This is a genomic window from Aquipseudomonas ullengensis (assembly GCF_014174475.1).
Taxonomy (GTDB): domain Bacteria; phylum Pseudomonadota; class Gammaproteobacteria; order Pseudomonadales; family Pseudomonadaceae; genus Aquipseudomonas; species Aquipseudomonas ullengensis.
The window spans coordinates 19051-39185 of sequence record NZ_JACJUD010000001.1; the positions used below are offsets into that span (position 1 = coordinate 19051).

The window sequence follows — 20135 nt, forward strand, 5'->3', positions numbered from 1 at the left end:
GGCCATCATTGATGGCCGCTGTCTGCACGATAGCTCAGCAAGCGTCATGCCGACCGCCGCGCGCGCCTATAATCGGCGCTTTCCCGGAGCCTCCATGTCGACACTGCGCGCCGCCTGGCAACATCTACCCACCCACCGCCGCGTCTGGGCCCTGGCCCTGCCGATGATTCTCTCCAACCTGTCGGTTCCGCTGGTGGCGCTGGTGGACAGCGCGGTGGTCGGCCACCTACCCCAGGTCCAGCAATTGGGCGCGGTGGTGGTGGGCAGCAGCCTGTACGCCATGCTGGTCGGGGTGTTCGGCATCCTGCGCATGAGCGCCACCGGCTTCGCCGCCCAGGCCTATGGCCGTGGCGATGGCGGTGCGCTGCGCCTGGTACTGCTGCAAAGCCTGTTGCTGGCCGGCGCCCTGGCGGTGGCCATCGGCCTGCTGGCGATCCCCCTGAGCGACGCCGCCCTGCACCTGATGCAGCCGTCGGCAACCCTGGATGCGCTGACCCGCGAGTTCTTCCACACCCGCCTACTGGGCCTGCCGGCGACCCTGGCCTGCTCAGCCCTGGTCGGCTGGTTGCTGGGCACGCAAAGCGCCCGTGGCGCGCTGGCCGTGCTGCTGAGCACCAACCTGCTCAATGTGGCGCTCAACCTGTGGTTCGTCCTCGGCCTGGACTGGGGCGTGGTCGGCTCGGCGCGCGCCTCGGTACTCGCCGAATGGTGCGGCGCGCTGGTCGGCCTGACGCTGGCCTGGCAGGCCCTGCGCCGCCAGCCTGGGCAGCTGCAGCGCGAGCAGCTGTACCGCTGGCACAGCTGGGTCGCCCTGCTGGCGGTTAACCGCGACATCCTCATCCGCACCCTCGCGCTGCACCTGGTGTTCTTCCTGATCACCGTGCAAGGCACCCGCCTGGGCGATGCCACGGTGGCAGCCAACGCCCTGCTGCTCAATGGCCTGCTGCTGGCCGCCTTTGCCCTGGACGGTTTGGCCCAGGCGGTGGAGGCGCTGTGCGGGCATGCCATCGGCGCCCGGGACCGCCTGACCCTGCAGCGCTCGCTGGTGGTCGCCGGCGGCTGGTCGCTGCTCGGCAGCCTGCTGTTCGCCCTGCTGTTCCTGCTCGGCGGCCACTGGTTCATCGACCTGCAGAGCGACATGCAGCCCGTGCGCGCGGTGGCGTACGTCTACCTACCCTACCTGGCTGTGTTGCCGCTGGTGGCGGTGTGGAGCTACCTGCTCGACGGCCTGTTCATCGGCGCCACCCGCGCCCGGGAAATGCGCAATGCCATGCTGTTCAGCGTGACCCTGGCGCTACTGCTCGGCTGGGCCCTGCGCGGCCTGGGCAACCACGGCCTGTGGCTGGCCTTCCTCGGCTTCATGCTGTTGCGCGGCAGCAGCCTGGGCATCATCGCCTGGCGCCTTGGCCGCCAGGGTGCTTGGATTAGCAGCACTGCTGATGGAGAAAAACATGCTCAGCCCTCCGGTCCCCGTCGATGAAAACAGCCGCCAAGCGGCGCTGGACGAGCTCGACCTGCTCGACACCCCCGCCGAGCATTACCTCGACACCCTGGTGCGCCTGACCCGCGAACTGTTCCAGGTGGAAACCGTGCTGATCAGCCTGATCGACCGCGACCGCCAGTGGTTCAAGGCACGTATCGGCCTGGAGGCTATGGAGACTGGCCGCGATATTTCCTTCTGCGGCCATGCGGTGGCGGCGCGCAGCCCGCTGGTGATCGAAGACGCCACCCAGGACCCACGCTTCAGCGACAACCCACTGGTCAGCGGTGCGCCGTTTATTCGCTTCTATGCCGGCCAGCCGCTGTACAGCCGTAGCGGCCAGCCGATCGGAACCCTGTGCATGCTTGATCCGCAGCCGCGCGGGCTAAGCCCGCAGCAGCGCTTCCACCTGCAGGACCTGGGCACCCTGGTCGAGGGTTACCTGCAGTTGCGCAGCATGAGCCAGCAGACCCAGCGCCTGCGCCAGGCGGTGGATCGCGAGCAGCGCAAGGCGCTGATTGACCCGCTGACCCAGCTGTGGAACCGCGCCGGCCTGGCACAATTTTTCCCGCGCGAATACGCCGCCGCGCGCGATGCCGGCCTGCAGCTGGGCGTGGTGTTCTGCGACCTCGACCACTTCAAGCAGGTCAACGATCAGTTCGGCCATGCCGGCGGCGACCAGGTGCTGTGGGAAAGCGCCCGGCGCATGGCGGCGGCCCTGCGCCCGGATGACCTGCTGGTACGCCTGGGCGGCGAGGAATTCGTCGCCCTGGTCAGCGTGCACGACGAAGCCGAGCTGCAGCACATCGCCGAGCGCGTCCGCAGCACCATCGGCGCCACCCCGATGAGCATCGGCCAGCAGACCCACAACCTGACCATCAGTATCGGCACCGCCCTCACCGCCAGCGGCGAGAACCAGAACGCGGTACTGGAGCGCGCCGACCGCGCCCTCTACAGTGCCAAGCAACAGGGCCGCAACAGAACGGTCCATGCCAGTGACCTGACCTGAGGAACAGCCCATGGCCGACGCCATTGCCGCCAGCCTGCATTACCTGTCGATTTTCGTCCTGTTCGCCCTGCTGACCGGCGAGCACCTGCTGTTCAAACCGGTGATGGAACTGGAGCGCGCGCGCAGCCTGCTGCGGGTGGATATCGCCTACGGTGCCTGCGCCGGGCTGGTGCTGGTCACCGGCGCCGCACGCGTGCTGTGGTTCGGCAAGGGCCTGGACTACTACCTGCACAACAGCCTGTTCCACGCCAAGGTCGGCCTGTTCATCCTGATCGGCCTGCTGTCGATCATCCCCACCCTGACCTTCTTCAACTGGCGCAACGACCTGCTGGCCGGCAAGGCTCCGCAGATCAGCCCGGCGGTGGCCAGGCGCACGCTGCTGGTGATCCGCCTGGAGCTGTTGCTGCTGGTCTGCCTGCCCTTCCTCGCCAGCCTGATGGCCCGTGGCTTCGGCATGATCGCGCCCTGATCGGCGCGGGTTCAGCAGGCACAAAAAGCCCGGCAGATGCCGGGCTTTTTGTGGGTTATGACGTAGGGCGGGTGCAACACGCGCCACCCCAACTCGCGGGTTGCACCCGCCCTACCCGCCTCAGGTCGCCAGGTAGGACGAGCGGGTCAGCCCCAGGCGCAAGGCATCCAGGTACTGGGTGCGCTCGCGGGCGGTGAGCTTGGCGCTGGCCACCTTGTCGCGGTAGTAGGTCATCAGCTCCTCGGGCGACAGGTGCACGTAGCGCAGCATGTCCTCGATGGTGTCGTGGTTCTCGATACCGGCGTGGTACGCGCTGCCGTCGGCGTTCTGGTAGATGTTCACCGAGTCGGTATCGCCGAACAGGTTGTGCATGTCGCCGAGGATTTCCTGGTAGGCGCCGACCAGGAAGATGCCCAGCACATAGTCTTCACCCTCGCGCAGCTCATGCACCGGCAGGCTGGTCTCGATGCTCTGCTCGTCGACGTACTGGCGGATCTTGCCATCCGAATCGCACGTCAGGTCCTGCAGCACCGCACGGCGCAGGGGCTCTTCGTCCAGCCGGTTGAGCGGCAGGATCGGCAGGATCTGGCCGATGGCCCAGGTGTCCGGCAGGCTCTGGAATACCGAGAAGTTGCAGATGTACTTGTCGGCCAGCTTGTCGTTGAGCTCGTCGAGCACCGCACGGTGCGAACGCTGGCGCGCCTTGAGCTGGTTGTGCAGGCGACGGCAGATGGCGAAGTAGCACTGCTCGGCCAGGGCCTTCTGCGGCAGGTCGAGCTTGCCGGCGGAATACTGCGCCGCCACTTCCTCGATGAAGTGAGTGGCGCGCCAGTAGCTCTCGGCGACCATTTCCGGGTCGGTATCACCGAGCAGCTCGATCAGCGCCTGCAGGACTTCCGGCTGCTCGACGGCGGGGTCGATGTGCGGCACGTCGTCGTTGTGCTTCTCCACATCGGTGACCTGCACGACCAGCACCGCATGGTGCGCGGTCATCGCCCGGCCGCTCTCGGAGAAGATGTGCGGGTGCGGAATGCCCTGGCGGTCGCAGAACTCCTTGAGCATGTCGACCACTGTGGCGGCGTAGTCGTCCATGTCGTAGTTGATCGAGCTGGCGTTGCGCGAATGGGTGCCGTCGTAGTCGACGCCCAGGCCGCCGCCCACGTCGATGTGATCGACCGGCAGGCCCAGCGAACGCAGTTCGCCGTAGTAGCGGATAGCCTCGCGGAAGCCCTTGCGGTAGTCGGCGATGTTGGCGATCTGCGAACCCATGTGGAAGTGCAGCAGGCGAATGCCCTGGTCCAACCCGGCCTTGGTGAAGCGCTCGACCACCGACAGCAGCTGCGCGGCCGACAGGCCGAACTTGGACTTCTCGCCACCGGTGTCGGCCCACTTCGAGGACGCCAGTGAAGACAGGCGCACGCGCAGGCCGATCTGTGGGGCAACCTTCAACTCGGCCGCCTCCTCGATCACCAGCTGCACCTCGGATTCCTTCTCGATCACGATGAAGACGTTGTGGCCGAGCTTCTGCCCCATCAGCGCCAGGCGGATGAACTCGCGGTCCTTGTAGCCATTGCAGACGATGGTGCCGCCCTTCGGCGCCAGCGCCAGCACGGCCATCAGCTCGGGCTTGGAACCGGCCTCCAGGCCGATGGAGACGTTCTGCGTGGCGATGATGTTTTCCACCACCGCCTCCTGCTGGTTGACCTTGATCGGGTACAGCGCGGTGTAGCGATTGCCGTATTCCAGGCGCTCGATGTTGGCATCGAAGGCACCGGTCAGCTGACGCACGCGGTGCTGCAGGATGTCGGGGAAACGCACCAGCAGCGGCAGCGACAGGCCACTCTCGCGCAGGCCATCAAGCTGGGCGTAGAGATCGATCGGCGCGCTGTCGGGGCCGTTCGGGCGGACTTCGACGCGACCCGCGTCGTTGATCGCGAAAAAGCCGGCGCCCCAGTGGCGAATGCCATAGACACTGCGACTGTCGGCCGCGGTCCATTGGCTTCCGTCATCTTTGCGTGTACGTCGTGCGGCCATCGAGGTCTCCCTGTTGCGAGTCAAACTGTCACCGACGGCGACAGGTTAGAGCGGATAAATGACGATTGCTGGCTCCGGCCTGCGATAAGCCGACAGCCCAACCCAGGGGTTGACCCCCGAGCCTGTGCAGAAGTTTAGGAAACGCCCGGCTAGCCGCCGGACTTCTTGGCCTTGAAGCCGCGCTTGGTCAGTTCTTCGAGAAGCAGGTCGACCATGTCACCCTGGATCTCGATCACCCCGTCCTTCAAGCCGCCACCGCAGCCGCAGCGCTTCTTCAGCGCGCTGGCCAGCTCCTTGAGCGGCTCTTCGGCCAGCGGCACGCCGCTGATGGTGGTGACAGTCTTGCCGCCACGACCCTTGGTTTCCCGGCGCACACGGGCAATGCCGTCACCAGCGGGGATCAGGGTTTTCTTGCAGATGCAGGCATCCACTGGCTGGCTGCAGTCAGGGCAGTGCCGACCGGCGTCGGTGGAATAGACGAGACCGCTCAGGGCGGAGAATGAAGCAGCTTTCTTGACCACCGGCTTTTCCTCTTGGGTTGGTCAGGATAGCGACTGGCTGACAGTCGTCAGCCGCGAGGCCCCACTCAGGCAGGGGCTGCGCATTGCGATCAGCGGCACCTAGCCTGGCGCTAGCTCGCGAGATCGCAACAACGAAAGCCTGATCATGGGTCAGGCCCTCTAAAGGTGGCGCAGTGTAAGGGCAAAAGGCCGGCGTGCTAAGTACGAGATTGCGCCATTGCTCGACGGATTGGCGACGCCGTTCGGCATCTCGCACAAAGGTGTTTTGGAATACTGCACAAAGCCAGGTGCCACTAGGGCTGGACCCTGCTTTGTAGGAGCGAGCTCTGCTCGCGAACGTTGGCGCGCAAGAGCTTCGCGAGCAGAGCTCGCTCCTACACCCCTGGGGTGGCCAGGTAGCGCTTGAGCGCTTCCAGCGAGTCCGGGCAGAAGGGTTTGTCTTGTGCGTCGCGCAGCGCCTGTTCGGGGGAGATGAAGCACGCTTCCAGCACCTCTTCCGGCTGCAAACGCAGCGGCGCATCGGAGACGGCAGAAAACACCGCGCCCCACAGGCGATTACCCGGCTGATCGAAGAAGAAGCGCCCGTGCTCGCGCAACGGCACATCGACGATACCCAGCTCCTCGGCCAGCTCGCGCGCCGCCGCCGTGGCGTAGCTCTCGCCTTCGTCGACCATGCCACCGGCCGCCACGTCCCAGTAGCCGGGATAGACCGCTTTGCTCAGGGTGCGCCGGTGCACGCACAGCTCACCGGTGGAATTGAACAACAGGATGAAGGTGCCACGACCGATCAACCCGCGCTCGCGCAACTCGGCACGCGGCAGGCCGCCGAGGGGTTGGTCCTGCTCATCGACCCAGGCAATGCGCGAGGCATCGGAGGCGGCACGGTGGGCCGCCTCCTGCGCGGATATCGGCACGCCTCAGCCCTGGGTCAGCAGGGTGCGCAGGTCGATGATCGCCGCGTTGGCGCGGGAGATGTAGTTGGCCATTACCAGCGAGTGGTTGGCCAGCACGCCATAACCGCTGCCGTTGAGGATCATCGGGCTCCACAGCGGCTCCTGCGCCGCCTCCAGCTCGCGGATGATCTGCCGCACGCTGACGGTGGCGTTCTTCTTCGCCAGCACGTCGGCGAAGTCGACCTCGATGGCCCGCAGGATGTGCGACAGCGCCCAGGCCTGACCACGGGCCTCATAGAAGACGTTGTCGATCTGCAGCCAGGGCGTTTTCACCTCTTCCTCGCTGACCGGAACCGCCTCACCCTCAACCAGCGGCTTGTCCGACAGATCGGTGTTCAGGCGTACCCGGCCAACGCTGGCAGACAGGCGCTGAGACAACGAACCCAGGCGCGTGGCGACATCGCCCAGCCAGTTGTTGAGGTTGTCGGCACGGGCATAGAACTGCGCATTCGGCTGACCTGGATCGGCCAGGCGCGCCAGGTAGCGGTCCAGCGACTTGATGCCTTCGCCATATTCGGACTCGGACGCCGGCAGCGCCCAGCTCTTGTTGTCGAAGTTGAAGCGCGGCTCGGCCTTGGCCAGGTCCGGGTCTTCGGTGGACTGCGACTGCGAGCGGGCGAAGTCCTTGCGCAGCGCGCGGGACAAGTCGCGCACCTGTACCAGCACGCCGTATTCCCAGCTCGGCATGTTGTCCAGCCACAGGCCGGGCGGCGCCAGGTCGTTGGACAGGTAGCCACCGGGCTTGTTGAGCAGGGTGCTGGACACCTGTTTCAGCGTCTCCACCGTGGTGTAGCCGCTGACCAGCTTGCGCTGGGCCTGTTCGGCCGCCGCCTGGGCATTCTGCTGCACCGGAAACAGCTCGGGCTCCTGGCTCCAGAACCAGCCGATGCCCATTGCACCGAGCAGGTAAAGGGCCAGCAGGGTACCCAGGGTTCGGCTCAGCCACAGGCCACCGAAGTAGCTGCGCGCCCCGTCCACGGAGTCATCGACGTTGTCGCGCAGATCGCCCGCACGCTTTTTCCAGTCCAACATGGCAGTGTCCTTGATTACGTTCCTTTGACTATCCGACCCGCGATGGAGCCGGGAGTTGCCGGCTTGCACTATAAGTGAAGCGCGCCCGGTACGCAGTGGCCAACTCCAGTATCCTGCCGGCAAAAGCGGGCAAAGCAGCCAAAAGATGGAAATCTGGCGTCAAATGACCGATGGTTATAGCGCTTAATCCGCCCAGTGGTAGCATCGAGCCATCATCCAGCCGGCAGGCTGGTCAGAGAACGACTGTAGCCATGAACGAACACGAAGATCCCAGCCGCGACCGCCTCAAGCAGCATTTCGCCAAACGCGTGATCTACCAGGCCCGCCAGCTTCTGGAAGTCTGGCAACGCCTGCAGCAGTGCGAATGGAGCGCCGGCATCATGGCCGAGCTGACCGAGGCCAACCTCGGCCTGCTGCGCTATGCCGAACGCTTCGAGCAGGACGTGCACATCCACCTGGCTCGCTCCATCGGCAACTGCCTGGAAGCGGTGGAAGGCAATCGTGGGCGCCTGACCAGTCATCTGATCACCGAACTCAACCTGCTGATGCAGCGCCTGTCGCGCACCGGTCTGCGCCATGGCGACCAGTTCGAGCAGACCTTCCTGCCGCCACTGCGCAAGCCGGTGTACCTGGCCCTGCAGGATCTCGACCGCAGCGAACGCCTGGCCCAGCAGCTGGAATTCTTTGGCCTCAGCGCCCAGGCCCTGCCCAGTGCCGAGGCCTTCCGCGCGGCCATGGCCGAGCGCCACCCGGCGGCGATTCTGATGGAAGTGGACTTCGCCGGCCCCGGTCGCGGCCTGGAGCTGGCCAGCGAGGCCCAGCAAGGCCTGGAACAGAAGCTGCCGCTGCTGTTCTTCAGCCACGACGACACCGACACCCCGACCCGCCTGGCCGCGGTGCGCGCTGGTGGCGAAGAGTTCTTCACCGGCAGCCTAGACGCCTCGAGCCTGATCGAGCGCATCGAGATCCTCACCAACGTCATGCACTACGACCCCTATAAAGTGCTGATCGTCGACGACTCGCGGGCCCAGGCCACCCACACCGAGCGCGTACTGAACAGCGCCGGCATCGTCACCCGCACCCTGACCGAGCCGATCCAGGCGATGGCCGAGCTGGCCGACTTCCAGCCGGACCTGATCATCCTCGACATGTACATGCCCGACTGCCACGGCACCGAGCTGGCCAAGGTGATCCGCCACAACGACCGTTACGTCAGCGTGCCGATCATCTACTTGTCCGCCGAAGACGACCTCGACAAGCAGCTCGATGCGATGAGCGAAGGTGGCGACGACTTCCTCACCAAACCGATCAAGCCGCGCCACCTGATCGCCACCGTGCGCAACCGCGCGGCACGGGCGCGCAACCTGCGGGCGCGCATGGTGCGTGACAGCCTCACCGGGCTGTTCAACCACACCCACACCCTGCAGCTGCTCGAAGACGCGCGTTTCCGCGCCCGCCGCGATGGCCAGCCGCTAACCTTCGCGATGATCGACATCGACCACTTCAAGCGGGTCAACGACACCTACGGCCACCCCATGGGCGACCGGGTGATCAAGAGCCTGGCGCTGTTTCTCAAGCAGCGCCTGCGCAAGACCGACCACATTGGCCGCTACGGTGGCGAAGAGTTCGCCGTGGTCCTGCCGGACACCGACGCGGTCACCGCGGCCAAGGTGCTCGACGAGATCCGCCGGCGCTTCGCCGAGATCCACTACCCGGCGCAGCAGGGCGACCTGTCCTGCACCTTCAGTTGCGGAGTGGCCGAGCTGACCGATGGCATGGACATCAACACCCTGTCCAAGCAGGCCGACGAGGCTATGTACCTGGCCAAGCGCGGCGGACGGAACCGGGTGGAGATTCACCTCAGCTAGAACGTGAACCAGGTCACCCTGTCACGATCCTGCAATCAAACCGCAATAACCTCGGCAGCACCGTTTTCCGTCGTCCGGTGCTGCCTTCCATGCGTCTCAAACTGCTGACCAACCTGTCTACCGCCCTCCTTGTCACCGCCTGCCTGGCCCTGGCCGCCACACTCTGGTGGTCGGAGCAGGCGCTGGAGCGCCCCTACCTGCTGATGCAGCGCTACCTCAGCCTGTCGCAACAGTTCCAGCACCAGGTCGCCGGCAATATCCAGGACTACCTGGCGCGCGGCGATGCCCTGCGCCACAAGCAGGCCAGCCAGGCCATCGGCGAACTGGAGCAGGCACTGGATGAACTGCCGCCAGACCTGGCCAGCAACCTGCGCCCCAGCCTCGATGACCTGAGCCGCTTCACCGCCGGCGAACTGCTCGCTGCCGGCAAGCTGGCCGGTGACCCGCAAGGCCTGCTGCTGCAAGCCGAACGCGAAATGGCCGGCGTCCTCGAACAACTGGCCGAGTACGCCCACACCGACAACCCGGCCGCGAGCGCCTACCAGGCCCCGTTGTTCGCCGCCGCGCAGCACCTGACGCGCCTCGCCCACGCCCGCGACAAGCTGGTGAGCAGCGGCCGCAGTGAACTGGCCGACGACCTGCAGCGCGAGCTGACGGCCCTCGGCCAGCAAGCCGCCAGCCTCGACGCCCTGCCCCTGCTGGGCGTGAGCGCCAGCAGCGAGTCAAGTAGCAACAACTTTGCCGCGATGATGGGCCTGGCCAGCGACGACACCCAGCAACAGGCCGAGGACAAAGGCATCGCCCTCAAGCGTGAATTCGCCAGCCTGCTCACGCGCTACCCCGGCGAACTGGCGCGCACCCGCACGCTGATCGAGCAGCGCAGCGGCCTGGCGCGCAATACCGAGGAAAAGGTCGCCAGCCTGCAACAGGCGCTGGCCGCCCTGGAGCCCGCGGTGCTCGCCGAGCACGGGCGCATCCAGGCGGAGGTGCGCCTGATCCAGGGCCTGATGATCGGCCTGATCCTGCTGATCGCCCTGACCCTCGACCAGATCCAGCGCCGCCTCAGCAACGTACTCGGGCGCCTGGCGCCGGCATTGTCGCAATGGGCCGCCGGCGACTTCGCCGACGACATCGCCCTGCAGGTGCGTACCCGCGAGATGCACGACATCGAGGACTCACTGAACCGCCTGCGCCGCTACCTGGTGGAGCTGGTCGGCACCATCCACCAGCACGCCGGCGAAGTGGCCGGCAGCAGCCGCACCCTGGCCGACCTCAGCCAGGGCCTGCACGGCGGCGCCGAGCGCCAGCTGGCCGACACCGCGCAGATTCGCGATGCCCTCGGCGAACTGGAGGGCACCATCGCCCAGGTCGCCACCGATGCCAGTCACGCTGCCGACGCCAGCCGCTCGGCCAGTCGCGCCGTGGAGCAGGGACAGCGGGTGATCGAGCAGAGCCTGGCCGGCCTGCATGAACTGGTTGGTGAAGTGCAGGGCAACGCCCTGTCGATCGAGCAACTGGCCGCCGAAACCGACACCATCGGCCAGGTGCTGACGGTGATTCGCAGCGTCGCCGAACAGACCAACCTGCTGGCGCTCAATGCCGCCATTGAAGCGGCACGCGCCGGCGAGATGGGCCGTGGCTTTGCCGTGGTCGCCGAGGAAGTGCGCTCGCTGGCCCAGCGCACCAGCGGCGCCACCGAGGAAATCCAGCAACTGATCGCCCGCCTGCAACTTGCTGCCCAGCAGTCGGTAGCGGCCATGCGCGCCCAGGTCGAACATGCCGAAGCCACCGCTGGCAAGGCCGAACAGGCCGATGGCGCCCTCGACGAAGTGGTGGTGTCGATCCGCACCATCGCCAGCATGGCCGAGCGCATTGCCGAAGCCACCGCCCAGCAAGGCGGCGCGGCCAGCGAGATTCGCGATCACAGCGAGCGCATCCACCGCCTCGGCGGCGACAACCTGGCGCGCATCGGCGAAGGCCGCCAACAGGGCGAACAGCTGTTGCTGCTCGGCGGCCAGCTGCATACGGCAGTGCAGGCTTTCCGCGTCGGCTAGGTCGCTCAGCATTGAATGGCGTCACCACGGCGCATCTGTCCGTGGAACGATTCAGCCTGAACTCCCAGGGCCTCTCCCCTCACCCCAGCCCTCTCCCGGAGGGATAGGGGGTCCGTCCGAGGTATCTCCAGGCTCAGCGTTCAGCCCCACGTCGATCAAGCCCCCTCTCCCTCCGGGAGAGGGCTGGGGTGAGGGAGCGGCAGTCATCACAACCCCCAAGAACCTGCTCACCACGAATGGCGACCTCCGGTCGCCTGGCAATATCCGCTGACACCCTGCGGCATGCCGTCTTATGGGGTCGGCCCGCCGACTTGGGTATGATGCCCGCCAAGTCCGTTGTGCGAGCCTCCCATGCACCGTCTGCTGCCCCTGCTCCTGTTGCTGCTCACCCTGCCGGCCATGGCCGGGTTGTTCGACAAGTTGCCCGACGCCCCCCTGGGCGCGCCCCTGAACAACAGCAGCGACTTCCTGCCCGTGCGCGAGGCCTTCCGCCTGAGCCTGGTGGAAAGCACGCCGACCTCGGTCAAGCTGCGCTTCGTCGCGGCCGAGGGCTACTACCTCTATCGCCACCGCTTCCAGTTCCGTATCGAGCCCAGCGACCTGACGCAGGGCGAAGCCGTGCTGCCGGCCGGCAAGCCCAAGCACGACGAATACTTCGGCGACGTCGAGGTGTATTACGGCATCACCGATGTCGAGCTGCCGCTGAACAACAGCTACAAGCTGCCGTACACCCTGCATGTCACCTACCAGGGCTGCGCCGACAAGGGCCTGTGCTACCCACCGGAAACCGAGCGCCTGGAGGTCGAGGGCAGCAACCAGGCCGCGACGAATGAAGCCACCTCCGCCACCCCCAGCGTAAACGCCACATCGCCGGCGACCGCATCAGGCTGGAGCTGGAAGGAGCTGGCGCTGTTCTTCCTTGGCGGCCTGGGCCTGGCCTTCACCCCCTGCGTGCTGCCGATGCTGCCGATCCTTACCGGCGTGGTCCTGCGCGGCCAGCCTGGCGGCCTGCGTAGCCTGGTGCTGGCGCTGGCCTACGTGCTGCCGATGGCCATCAGCTTCGCCATCCTCGGCGCGCTGATGGGCCTGTTCGGTGCCGAACTCAATCTGCAGGCCCGCCTGCAATCGCCCTGGGTGCTGGTGCCCTTCGCAATTTTCTTCGCCCTGTTCGGTGCGGCCAGCCTGGGCTTTCTCGAACTGCGCCTGCCGCAGGCCATCGACGGCCCGCTGCAACGCCTGAGCCAGCGCCTGCGCGGCGGCACCATCCTCAGCGCCGCTGCGCTTGGCGTGCTCAGCAGCCTGCTGGTGTCGCCCTGCGTCTCGGCCCCGCTGGCCGGCGCGCTGCTGTATATCAGCGCCAGCGGCGACGCCCTCGGCGGCGGCCTCAAGCTACTGGTGCTGGGCCTGGGCATGGGCACGCCACTGGTGCTGTTCGCCGTCGGCGGTGGCGCGCTGCTGCCGAAGTCCGGCAACTGGATGATCGGCGTACGCAACCTGTTCGGTGCGCTGCTGATGGCGGTCGCCGTCTGGCTGCTCGAGCGCGTAGTGCCGGGCCCAGTCGCCCTCGCTTTGTGGGGCCTGCTGGCCGCTGGCGTCGCCCTGTGGCTGGGTGCGCTAGAACTGACGCCGAAGACCCATCACCAGAAGCTGTCTCAGCTGATCGGTCTGCCGCTGCTGATCTACGCCATCGCCGCCTGGTTCGGCGCCCTGCAGGGTCACAACGACCCGCTGCGCCCGCTGGGTCAGTCGGTGGTTGCCAGCAGCAGCGTACAAGCCGCACCGGCCAGCGCCACCTGGCAGACCGTGACCAGCCCCGCCGAGTTGGACGCCGCCCTCGCTGCGGCGAAAAGCGCTGGCCAGCCACTGCTGCTCGACTGGTACGCAGACTGGTGCATCAGCTGCAAGGTGATCGAACGCGAAGTGCTCACCGCCCCCGAGGTGACGAGGCAGTTGAACGGCCTACGCCTGATCCGCTTCGACATCACCGAAAGCAACCCGGCGCAGCGCGCGCTGCTCGACCGCTACCAGCTGTTCGGCCCGCCGGCGATCCTGTTCTTTTCGGCAAAGGGTGACGAAATGGCCGATCTGCGTGTCGTAGGTGAAATCGGCGCCGCCGACTTTGCCCAACGCCTGACCCAGGCCGCTGCCCGCCAGAACTGAAACGCTTCATATTCTTGCAGCAAATTTCGGCCATCGTGTTGCCTACTGCTGGCAACTGGACAGTTCCCAGCGCATTCGGCATAGTCCCGGCCATTCCCAGGTCATAACAAGGACAAAGCCCATGGCTACCCTCCTGGTGCTGCACGGCCCCAATCTCAACCTGCTGGGCACTCGCGAGCCCGGCGTCTACGGCGCCACCACCCTGGCGCAGATCAACCAGGATCTCGAGCAGCGCGCCCGCGCTGCCGGCCATCATCTGCAGTACCTGCAGAGCAATGCCGAGTACGAACTGATCGAGCGCATTCACGCCGCGAAAGGCGAAGGTGTCGACTTTATTCTGATAAATCCGGCGGCTTTCACCCATACCAGCGTCGCCTTACGTGACGCATTGCTGGCAGTGAGCATCCCATTCATCGAAGTGCACCTGTCCAACGTGCACAAGCGTGAAGCTTTCCGCCATCACTCCTACTTTTCCGACGTTGCCGTGGGAGTGATCTGCGGCCTTGGCGCCAGCGGTTACCGGCTGGCCCTGGAGGCCGCACTCGAACAACTTGAACGACCCTGACCTGACTGGGAGTTGAACACCTATGGATATTCGTAAAGTCAAAAAACTGATCGAACTGCTGGAAGAGTCCGGCATCGACGAGCTGGAAATCCGTGAGGGCGAAGAGTCCGTACGCATCAGCCGCCACAGCAAGCAGCCGGCCTACGCCCAACCGATGTACGCCCCGGCACCTGCGCCGGTCGCCGCTCCGGTTGCCGCACCCCCCGCTGCCGAAGCAGCGCCGGCCGCCGCCAAACTGAACGGCAGCGTGGCTCGCTCGCCGATGGTCGGCACCTTCTACCGCGCCGCCTCGCCAACCTCCGGCAATTTCGTTGAAGTCGGCCAGAGCGTGAAGAAAGGCGACATCCTGTGCATCGTCGAAGCGATGAAAATGATGAACCACATCGAGGCCGAAGCCAGTGGCGTGATCGAATCCATCCTGGTGGATAACGGCCAGCCGGTGGAATACGACCAACCCCTGTTCACCATCGTTTGATGCACGGGGAACCTGCGATGCAGAAGCTGGAGAAAGTCCTGATCGCCAACCGTGGCGAAATTGCCCTGCGCATCCTGCGTGCCTGCAAGGAGCTGGGCATCAAGACGGTGGCGGTCTACTCCACCGCCGACCGCGAACTGATGCACCTGGGCCTGGCCGATGAAACCGTGTGCATCGGCCCGGCACCTGGCGCCAAGTCCTACCTGAGCATCCCGGCGATCATCAGCGCTGCCGAAGTCACCGGCGCCACGGCGATTCACCCGGGCTACGGCTTCCTCGCCGAGAACGCCGATTTCGCCGAACAGGTGGAAAACTCCGGCTTCGCCTTTATCGGCCCGAAAGCCGACACCATCCGCCTGATGGGCGACAAAGTGTCGGCCAAGGACGCCATGATCAAGTCCGGCGTACCGGTAGTACCCGGCTCCGAGGGCCCGCTGCCGGAAGACGAAGAAACCGCCCTGCAGATTGCCCGCGAAGTGGGCTACCCGGTGATCATCAAGGCCGCCGGTGGCGGTGGTGGTCGCGGCATGCGCGTGGTGCACAAGGAAGAAGACCTGATCAAATCGGCCAAGCTGACCCGTACCGAAGCCGGTGCAGCGTTCGGCAACCCGATGGTCTACCTGGAGAAATTCCTCGGCAATCCGCGTCACGTGGAAGTCCAGGTGCTCTCTGATGGCCAGGGCAACGCCGTGCACCTGGGCGACCGCGACTGCTCGCTGCAGCGCCGCCACCAGAAGGTGCTGGAAGAAGCACCAGCTCCGGGCATCGACGAGAAGGCCCGCGCCGAAGTGCTGAAGCGCTGCGTCGATGCGTGTGTCGAGATCGGCTACCGCGGTGCCGGCACCTTCGAGTTCCTTTACGAAGATGGCCGTTTCTACTTCATCGAGATGAACACCCGCGTACAGGTCGAGCACCCGGTCACCGAAATGGTCACCGGCATCGACATCGTCAAGGAGATGCTCAGCATCGCTGCTGGCAACAAACTGTCGATCAAGCAGAGCGACGTGGTCATCCGTGGCCATTCCCTGGAGTGCCGGATCAACGCCGAAGACCCGGACAACTTCATGCCCTGCCCCGGCAAGGTCAAGCACTTCCACGCCCCGGGCGGCAACGGCGTGCGCGTCGATTCGCACCTGTACAGCGGCTACTCGGTACCGCCGAACTACGACTCGCTGATCGGCAAGCTGATCACCTATGGCAAGGACCGCGCCGAGGCCATGGCCCGCATGCGCAACGCCTTGGACGAGATCGTGGTCGACGGCATCAAGACCAATATCCCGCTGCACCGCGACCTGGTGGTCGACAAGGGCTTCAACAAGGGCGGCGTGAATATCCACTATCTCGAAAAGAAACTCGGGATGGATAAGCACTAAGCCCACGACCTGCTGCGCGTCGGCGATACGGCGTTAAAAGCAGCCTCGGAATGCTCATTTACAGCAGTAAACTGCGCTTCCTCGGCTGCTTTTGCCTAGTCTCGCTCTAGCTCGCAAGGTCGTGACTAGATGCATCGACAAGGGCTGCCCACGGGCGGCCCTTGTCGTTTCCGGCCGGCGCCTGCGGTGGCAGCCGACCCGCCCCTCAAGTAAGCTGCGCGCCCAATTGCACCCAGCACCACATCGTTCTCGAGGTTTGCCATGCCCTGGTTACAAGTCCGTCTCGCCATTACCCCGGAACAGGCGGAGACCTACGAAGACGCCCTACTCGGCGTCGGCGCAGTCTCGGTAACCTTCATGGACGCCGAAGACCAGCCGATTTTCGAGCCGGATCTGGGCACCACCCCGCTGTGGTCGCACACCCACCTGCTGGCCCTGTTCGAGGCCGATACCGACCCGGTCAACCTGGTCGCCCACCTCGAGCTGCTAACCGGCGCCGCGTTGCCCGAGCACCTGATCGAGCACATCGCCGACCAGGACTGGGAGCGCAGCTGGATGGACAACTTCCACCCGATGCGCTTCGGCCAGCGCCTGTGGATCGTGCCCAGCTGGCACGCCGCACCGGAGCCGGATGCAGTCAACCTGCTGCTCGATCCGGGCCTGGCGTTCGGCACAGGCACCCACCCGACCACCGCGCTGTGCCTGGAATGGCTGGACGGCCAGGAGCTGAGCAACAGCAACGTACTGGACTTCGGCTGCGGCTCGGGCATCCTCGCTATCGCCGCCCTGCTGCTCGGCGCGCCTCACGCAGTTGGCACCGACATCGACATCCAGGCCCTGGAAGCCTCGCGTGACAATGCCTCGCGCAACGGCATCGACCCAGCGCGCTTCCCCGTCTACCTGCCCGCCGATCTGCCCCAACAGCAGGCCGATGTGGTGGTCGCCAACATTCTCGCCGGCCCGCTGGTGGCACTGGCGCCGCAGATCACCAGCCTGGTCAAGCCGGGCGGTCGCCTGGCGTTGTCCGGCATCCTCGCCGAGCAGGCCGAGGAAGTTCGCGACGCTTACCAGGACGCCTTCGACCTCGATCCGACCGCGATCAAGGACGGCTGGGTGCGCATCAGCGGCGTACGCCGCTAGTTCCGTAGCATGCAAGCTTGTGTTTTCCGCCCTGTGCTTGGGTAAACTAGCGCCTCGTTTTACCCGGACCGCCGCATGACCGACAGTTTCGTCACCCAGTGCCCCCATTGCCGCACCAGCTTCCGCATCAGTCGTGCGCAGCTGGGCGCAGCCCATGGCGCGGTCCGCTGCGGGGCCTGCCTGCATGTATTCAACGCGGCCCAGCAGTTGCTGGTCGATCAGTCCCGCGCGGTCAAGCCCAGTGCGGAAACCGCTACTGCGCCGGCTCCGGCGGCGCCACGCCCAGCAGCGGTGCAACCCGGCGCCACTGCGCCCAGCCGCCCCGTGGCAGCCACTGCCCCGACAAGCAAGCCGAGCGCGCCGGCAGCAAGTGCCGAGAAGAAGCCCGCCGACACCCTGTGGATTCACGACGATCTCGACCTCGACAGCCTCGACCTCGACGAAGAACTGGCCAAGCTGGAAGAGCAGGAAATGCAGCTCTCCCAGGACTTCCTCGCCATCGACCGCGCGCCCAAACCGTCCGAGCGCCTGTTCACCCCGCCGGAGCCCGAGCGCGATCGGCATGACGAAAGCTGGGCCGAGTCGCTGCTGATCGACGAAAAGCCTGCACGCAAGATCGAACCCGAACTCAAGGCCGAACCGCGCATCGATGTGCCGCCGGCTCCTGCGCCGCGCCCGATCCCGGCATCCTTTCCGCCACCGCTCGACGACCTTCCGCCAGCGGCGCGCCGCGAACCCAGCTTCGCCCACGCCCAGCATCCCCTGCCGGACGAAGAGCCTGCGCTGCGTGACGAACCGCCGCTCAGCACCCTGGCCGAGCCCGAGGACGACGATGAGATCGGCGATGCCGACTACACCCGCCTCGCCAACCCGACGCAGCCGAGCCGCAGCGAACCTGGCCTGCGTGAAGACAACCTGTTCGAACTGGCCGAAGAGCCCCTGCAACTCGACTGGCAGGAAGCGAAGAAACCCTGGGGCCGCTGGATCGCCTGGGGCCTGCTCAACCTGCTGACCGCGACCACCCTGGCAGGCCAGTACGTGTCCTACCACTTCGAGGAACTGGCCCGTCAGGACCAGTACCGCCCCTGGTTCGAACAGCTCTGCCCGGAGTTCGGCTGCAGCCTGCCTTCCAAGGTCGATATCGAGCAGATCAAGAGCACCAACCTGGTGGTCCGCAGCCATCCGGACTACATGAATGCGCTGATGGTCGACGCGATCATCTACAACCGCGCACCGTTCGCCCAACCCTTCCCCCTGCTGGAATTGCGCTTCGCCGACATCAACGGCCAGTTGCTCGCCAGCAGCCGCTTCAAACCCAGCCAGTACCTTGGCGGGGAGCTCGCCGGCCAGGCGGAAATGCCGCCGCAGACGCCTATCCACGTGTCCCTGGAGATCACCGATCCAGGCGCCAAGGCGGTCAACTACAGCCTAAGCTTCCACTCCCCCGAGTAGCCTGAACGCGGCGGATTTCCAGCGTTTGATCGATTCGACCCGACCAACGGCGGGAAGCCGACGACTGTTCATAATTTGTTCAAAACAACCTTTATCCGGTCATCGAGAGCGGGTATCATGCCCTCCCTTTTTCGCACTCCAATGAAGCCGTTTTGAGACCAGGCAGGCCACGCCTTTCCCTGACGTCTTCGCAGGCCCCAACAACAGGGAAGATACCGGTGGTACGCATCGGCCCGTACACGCTGCCCAACCCGTTGATCCTCGCCCCCATGGCGGGTGTCACCGATCAGCCGTTCCGGCAACTCTGCCGGAAGCTGGGTGCGGGCATGGTGGTTTCGGAGATGGTCACCAGCGACGTGCGCCTGTGGAACAGCCGCAAATCCAGCCTGCGCATGATCCACACCGGTGATCCCGAGCCCCGCTCGGTGCAGATCGCCGGTGGCGATCCCGAGATGCTCGCCGAAGCGGCCCGGCGCAATGTCGAAATGGGCGCACAGATCATCGACATCAACATGGGCTGCCCGGCCAAGAAGGTCTGCAACAAGGCCGCCGGCTCGGCCCTGATGAAGGATGAGGAGCTGGTCAGTGCGATCCTCGACGCCGTGGTCAAGGCGGTAGACGTACCGGTCACCCTGAAGATCCGCACCGGCTGGGACCGCTCGAACAAGAACGGCATCACCGTGGCCAAGATCGCCGAACAGGCCGGCATCAGTGCCCTGGCCGTGCATGGCCGGACCCGTGCCGACCTGTACACTGGCGAGGCCGAGTACGACACCATCGCCGCGATCAAGCAGGCGGTGACGATTCCGGTGTTCGCCAATGGCGACATCGATTCGCCGCACAAGGCCAAGGCAGTGCTCGATGCCACTGGCGCCGACGCTCTGCTGATCGGTCGTGCGGCGCAAGGGCGCCCGTGGATTTTCCGCGAGATCGCCCACTACCTGGCGACCGGCAAGGAATTGCCGGCGCCAACGCTGTACGAAGTCGAACGGATTCTGCTGGAGCACCTGGCCGCCCTGCACGCCTTCTATGGCGATGTGATGGGTGTGCGTATCGCCCGCAAGCATGTCGGCTGGTACCTCGCCACCCTGCCAGGCGCCAGGGAGTTTCGCGCCGAATTCAATCGTCTGGACGCTACGGACGCGCAATGCACCCAGGTTCGGCAGCTCTTTGCCGAACAACATAACAAGGGAGAAGGGGCAGCCGCATGACGAGGATGACCGAGCCTTTTTTTGATGAATCAGTTTTTGATGGGGCAGTACCCGTGAGCGACAACACCAGCCTGAAGCAGCATCTGACCACGCCGAGCGAAGAGGGCCAGACCCTGCGCGGCAGTGTCGAGAAGGCGCTGCACAACTACTTTGCTCACCTCGAAGGTGCTGATGTCACCGACGTCTACAACCTGGTTCTCAACGAGGTCGAAGCGCCTCTGCTGGAGACCGTGATGAACTACGTCAAGGGCAACCAGACCAAGGCCTCCGAGCTGCTCGGCCTGAATCGCGGCACCCTGCGCAAGAAACTCAAGCAATACGATCTGCTGTAAGCCACCG

The 20135-nt window shown here is 65.5% G+C and carries 17 protein-coding genes; 13 read left to right on the forward strand and 4 right to left on the reverse strand.

All coding sequences use genetic code 11. The features are described from left to right. Positions 1-94 precede the first annotated feature (94 nt). Genes H3H51_RS00085 through H3H51_RS00095 form a run of 3 tightly spaced genes read left to right on the forward strand, consistent with a single transcriptional unit; the run spans position 95 to position 2958 of the window. Positions 95-1480, forward strand: a complete 1386-nt coding sequence (locus tag H3H51_RS00085) for an MATE family efflux transporter (protein WP_183086983.1) — start codon at positions 95-97, stop codon at positions 1478-1480. Continuing rightward, positions 1452-2489, forward strand: a complete 1038-nt coding sequence (locus tag H3H51_RS00090) for a sensor domain-containing diguanylate cyclase (RefSeq protein ID WP_183086984.1) — start codon at positions 1452-1454, stop codon at positions 2487-2489. Before H3H51_RS00085 ends, H3H51_RS00090 begins: the two co-directional genes overlap by 29 nt. Before the next feature lie 10 nt (positions 2490-2499). Then, positions 2500-2958: a DUF2214 family protein gene (locus H3H51_RS00095; RefSeq protein WP_183086985.1), complete on the forward strand. Its 459-nt coding sequence runs from the start codon at positions 2500-2502 to the stop codon at positions 2956-2958. A 120-nt stretch (positions 2959-3078) separates the two neighbouring features. On the opposite strand, the gene speA is transcribed toward H3H51_RS00095, so the two are convergent. The 4 genes from speA to H3H51_RS00115 all read right to left on the reverse strand — a co-directional run bounded on the left by speA (position 3079) and on the right by H3H51_RS00115 (position 7498). Further along, complete coding sequence (gene speA / locus H3H51_RS00100) at positions 3079-4992, reverse strand: arginine decarboxylase (RefSeq protein WP_183086986.1); 1914 nt, start codon at positions 4990-4992, stop codon at positions 3079-3081. Between the two features lie 149 nt (positions 4993-5141). Continuing rightward, positions 5142-5513, reverse strand: coding sequence for a translation initiation factor Sui1 (locus H3H51_RS00105; RefSeq protein ID WP_183086987.1), 372 nt, complete (start codon positions 5511-5513; stop codon positions 5142-5144). Positions 5514-5887: 374 nt separating this feature from the next. Further along, positions 5888-6427: an NUDIX hydrolase gene (locus H3H51_RS00110; protein ID WP_183086988.1), complete on the reverse strand. Its 540-nt coding sequence runs from the start codon at positions 6425-6427 to the stop codon at positions 5888-5890. A 3-nt stretch (positions 6428-6430) separates the two neighbouring features. Next, positions 6431-7498 carry a DUF2333 family protein gene (locus H3H51_RS00115; protein ID WP_183086989.1) on the reverse strand — a complete coding sequence of 356 codons (1068 nt, stop codon included), beginning with the start codon at positions 7496-7498 and terminating at the stop codon, positions 6431-6433. Between the two features lie 251 nt (positions 7499-7749). On the opposite strand from H3H51_RS00115, the gene H3H51_RS00120 reads away from it, so the two are divergent. The 10 genes from H3H51_RS00120 (at position 7750) to fis (ending at position 20128) form a co-directional block, all read left to right on the forward strand. Then, positions 7750-9366: a response regulator gene (locus tag H3H51_RS00120; protein ID WP_183086990.1), complete on the forward strand. Its 1617-nt coding sequence runs from the start codon at positions 7750-7752 to the stop codon at positions 9364-9366. Between the two features lie 89 nt (positions 9367-9455). Beyond that, positions 9456-11420 (forward strand): methyl-accepting chemotaxis protein, encoded by a 1965-nt coding sequence (locus H3H51_RS00125; protein ID WP_183086991.1) that lies wholly within the window; start codon positions 9456-9458, stop codon positions 11418-11420. Positions 11421-11771: 351 nt separating this feature from the next. Then, positions 11772-13580 carry a protein-disulfide reductase DsbD gene (locus tag H3H51_RS00130; protein WP_183086992.1) on the forward strand — a complete coding sequence of 603 codons (1809 nt, stop codon included), beginning with the start codon at positions 11772-11774 and terminating at the stop codon, positions 13578-13580. 121 nt (positions 13581-13701) lie between these two features. Further along, positions 13702-14145: a type II 3-dehydroquinate dehydratase gene (aroQ, locus tag H3H51_RS00135; RefSeq protein ID WP_183086993.1), complete on the forward strand. Its 444-nt coding sequence runs from the start codon at positions 13702-13704 to the stop codon at positions 14143-14145. 22 nt (positions 14146-14167) lie between these two features. Then, positions 14168-14620, forward strand: a complete 453-nt coding sequence (gene accB, locus H3H51_RS00140; RefSeq protein WP_183086994.1) for an acetyl-CoA carboxylase biotin carboxyl carrier protein — start codon at positions 14168-14170, stop codon at positions 14618-14620. A gap of 17 nt (positions 14621-14637) precedes the next feature. Then, positions 14638-15993 carry an acetyl-CoA carboxylase biotin carboxylase subunit gene (gene accC / locus H3H51_RS00145; protein WP_183086995.1) on the forward strand — a complete coding sequence of 452 codons (1356 nt, stop codon included), beginning with the start codon at positions 14638-14640 and terminating at the stop codon, positions 15991-15993. Between the two features lie 261 nt (positions 15994-16254). Next, positions 16255-17133: a 50S ribosomal protein L11 methyltransferase gene (prmA, locus tag H3H51_RS00150; RefSeq protein ID WP_183086996.1), complete on the forward strand. Its 879-nt coding sequence runs from the start codon at positions 16255-16257 to the stop codon at positions 17131-17133. Positions 17134-17208: 75 nt separating this feature from the next. Then, positions 17209-18585: a DUF3426 domain-containing protein gene (locus H3H51_RS00155; RefSeq protein WP_183086997.1), complete on the forward strand. Its 1377-nt coding sequence runs from the start codon at positions 17209-17211 to the stop codon at positions 18583-18585. Positions 18586-18797: 212 nt separating this feature from the next. Continuing rightward, positions 18798-19796, forward strand: a complete 999-nt coding sequence (dusB, locus tag H3H51_RS00160) for a tRNA dihydrouridine synthase DusB (protein ID WP_183087994.1) — start codon at positions 18798-18800, stop codon at positions 19794-19796. Continuing rightward, positions 19793-20128: a DNA-binding transcriptional regulator Fis gene (gene fis / locus H3H51_RS00165; protein WP_183086998.1), complete on the forward strand. Its 336-nt coding sequence runs from the start codon at positions 19793-19795 to the stop codon at positions 20126-20128. Before dusB ends, fis begins: the two co-directional genes overlap by 4 nt. Positions 20129-20135 lie beyond the last annotated feature (7 nt).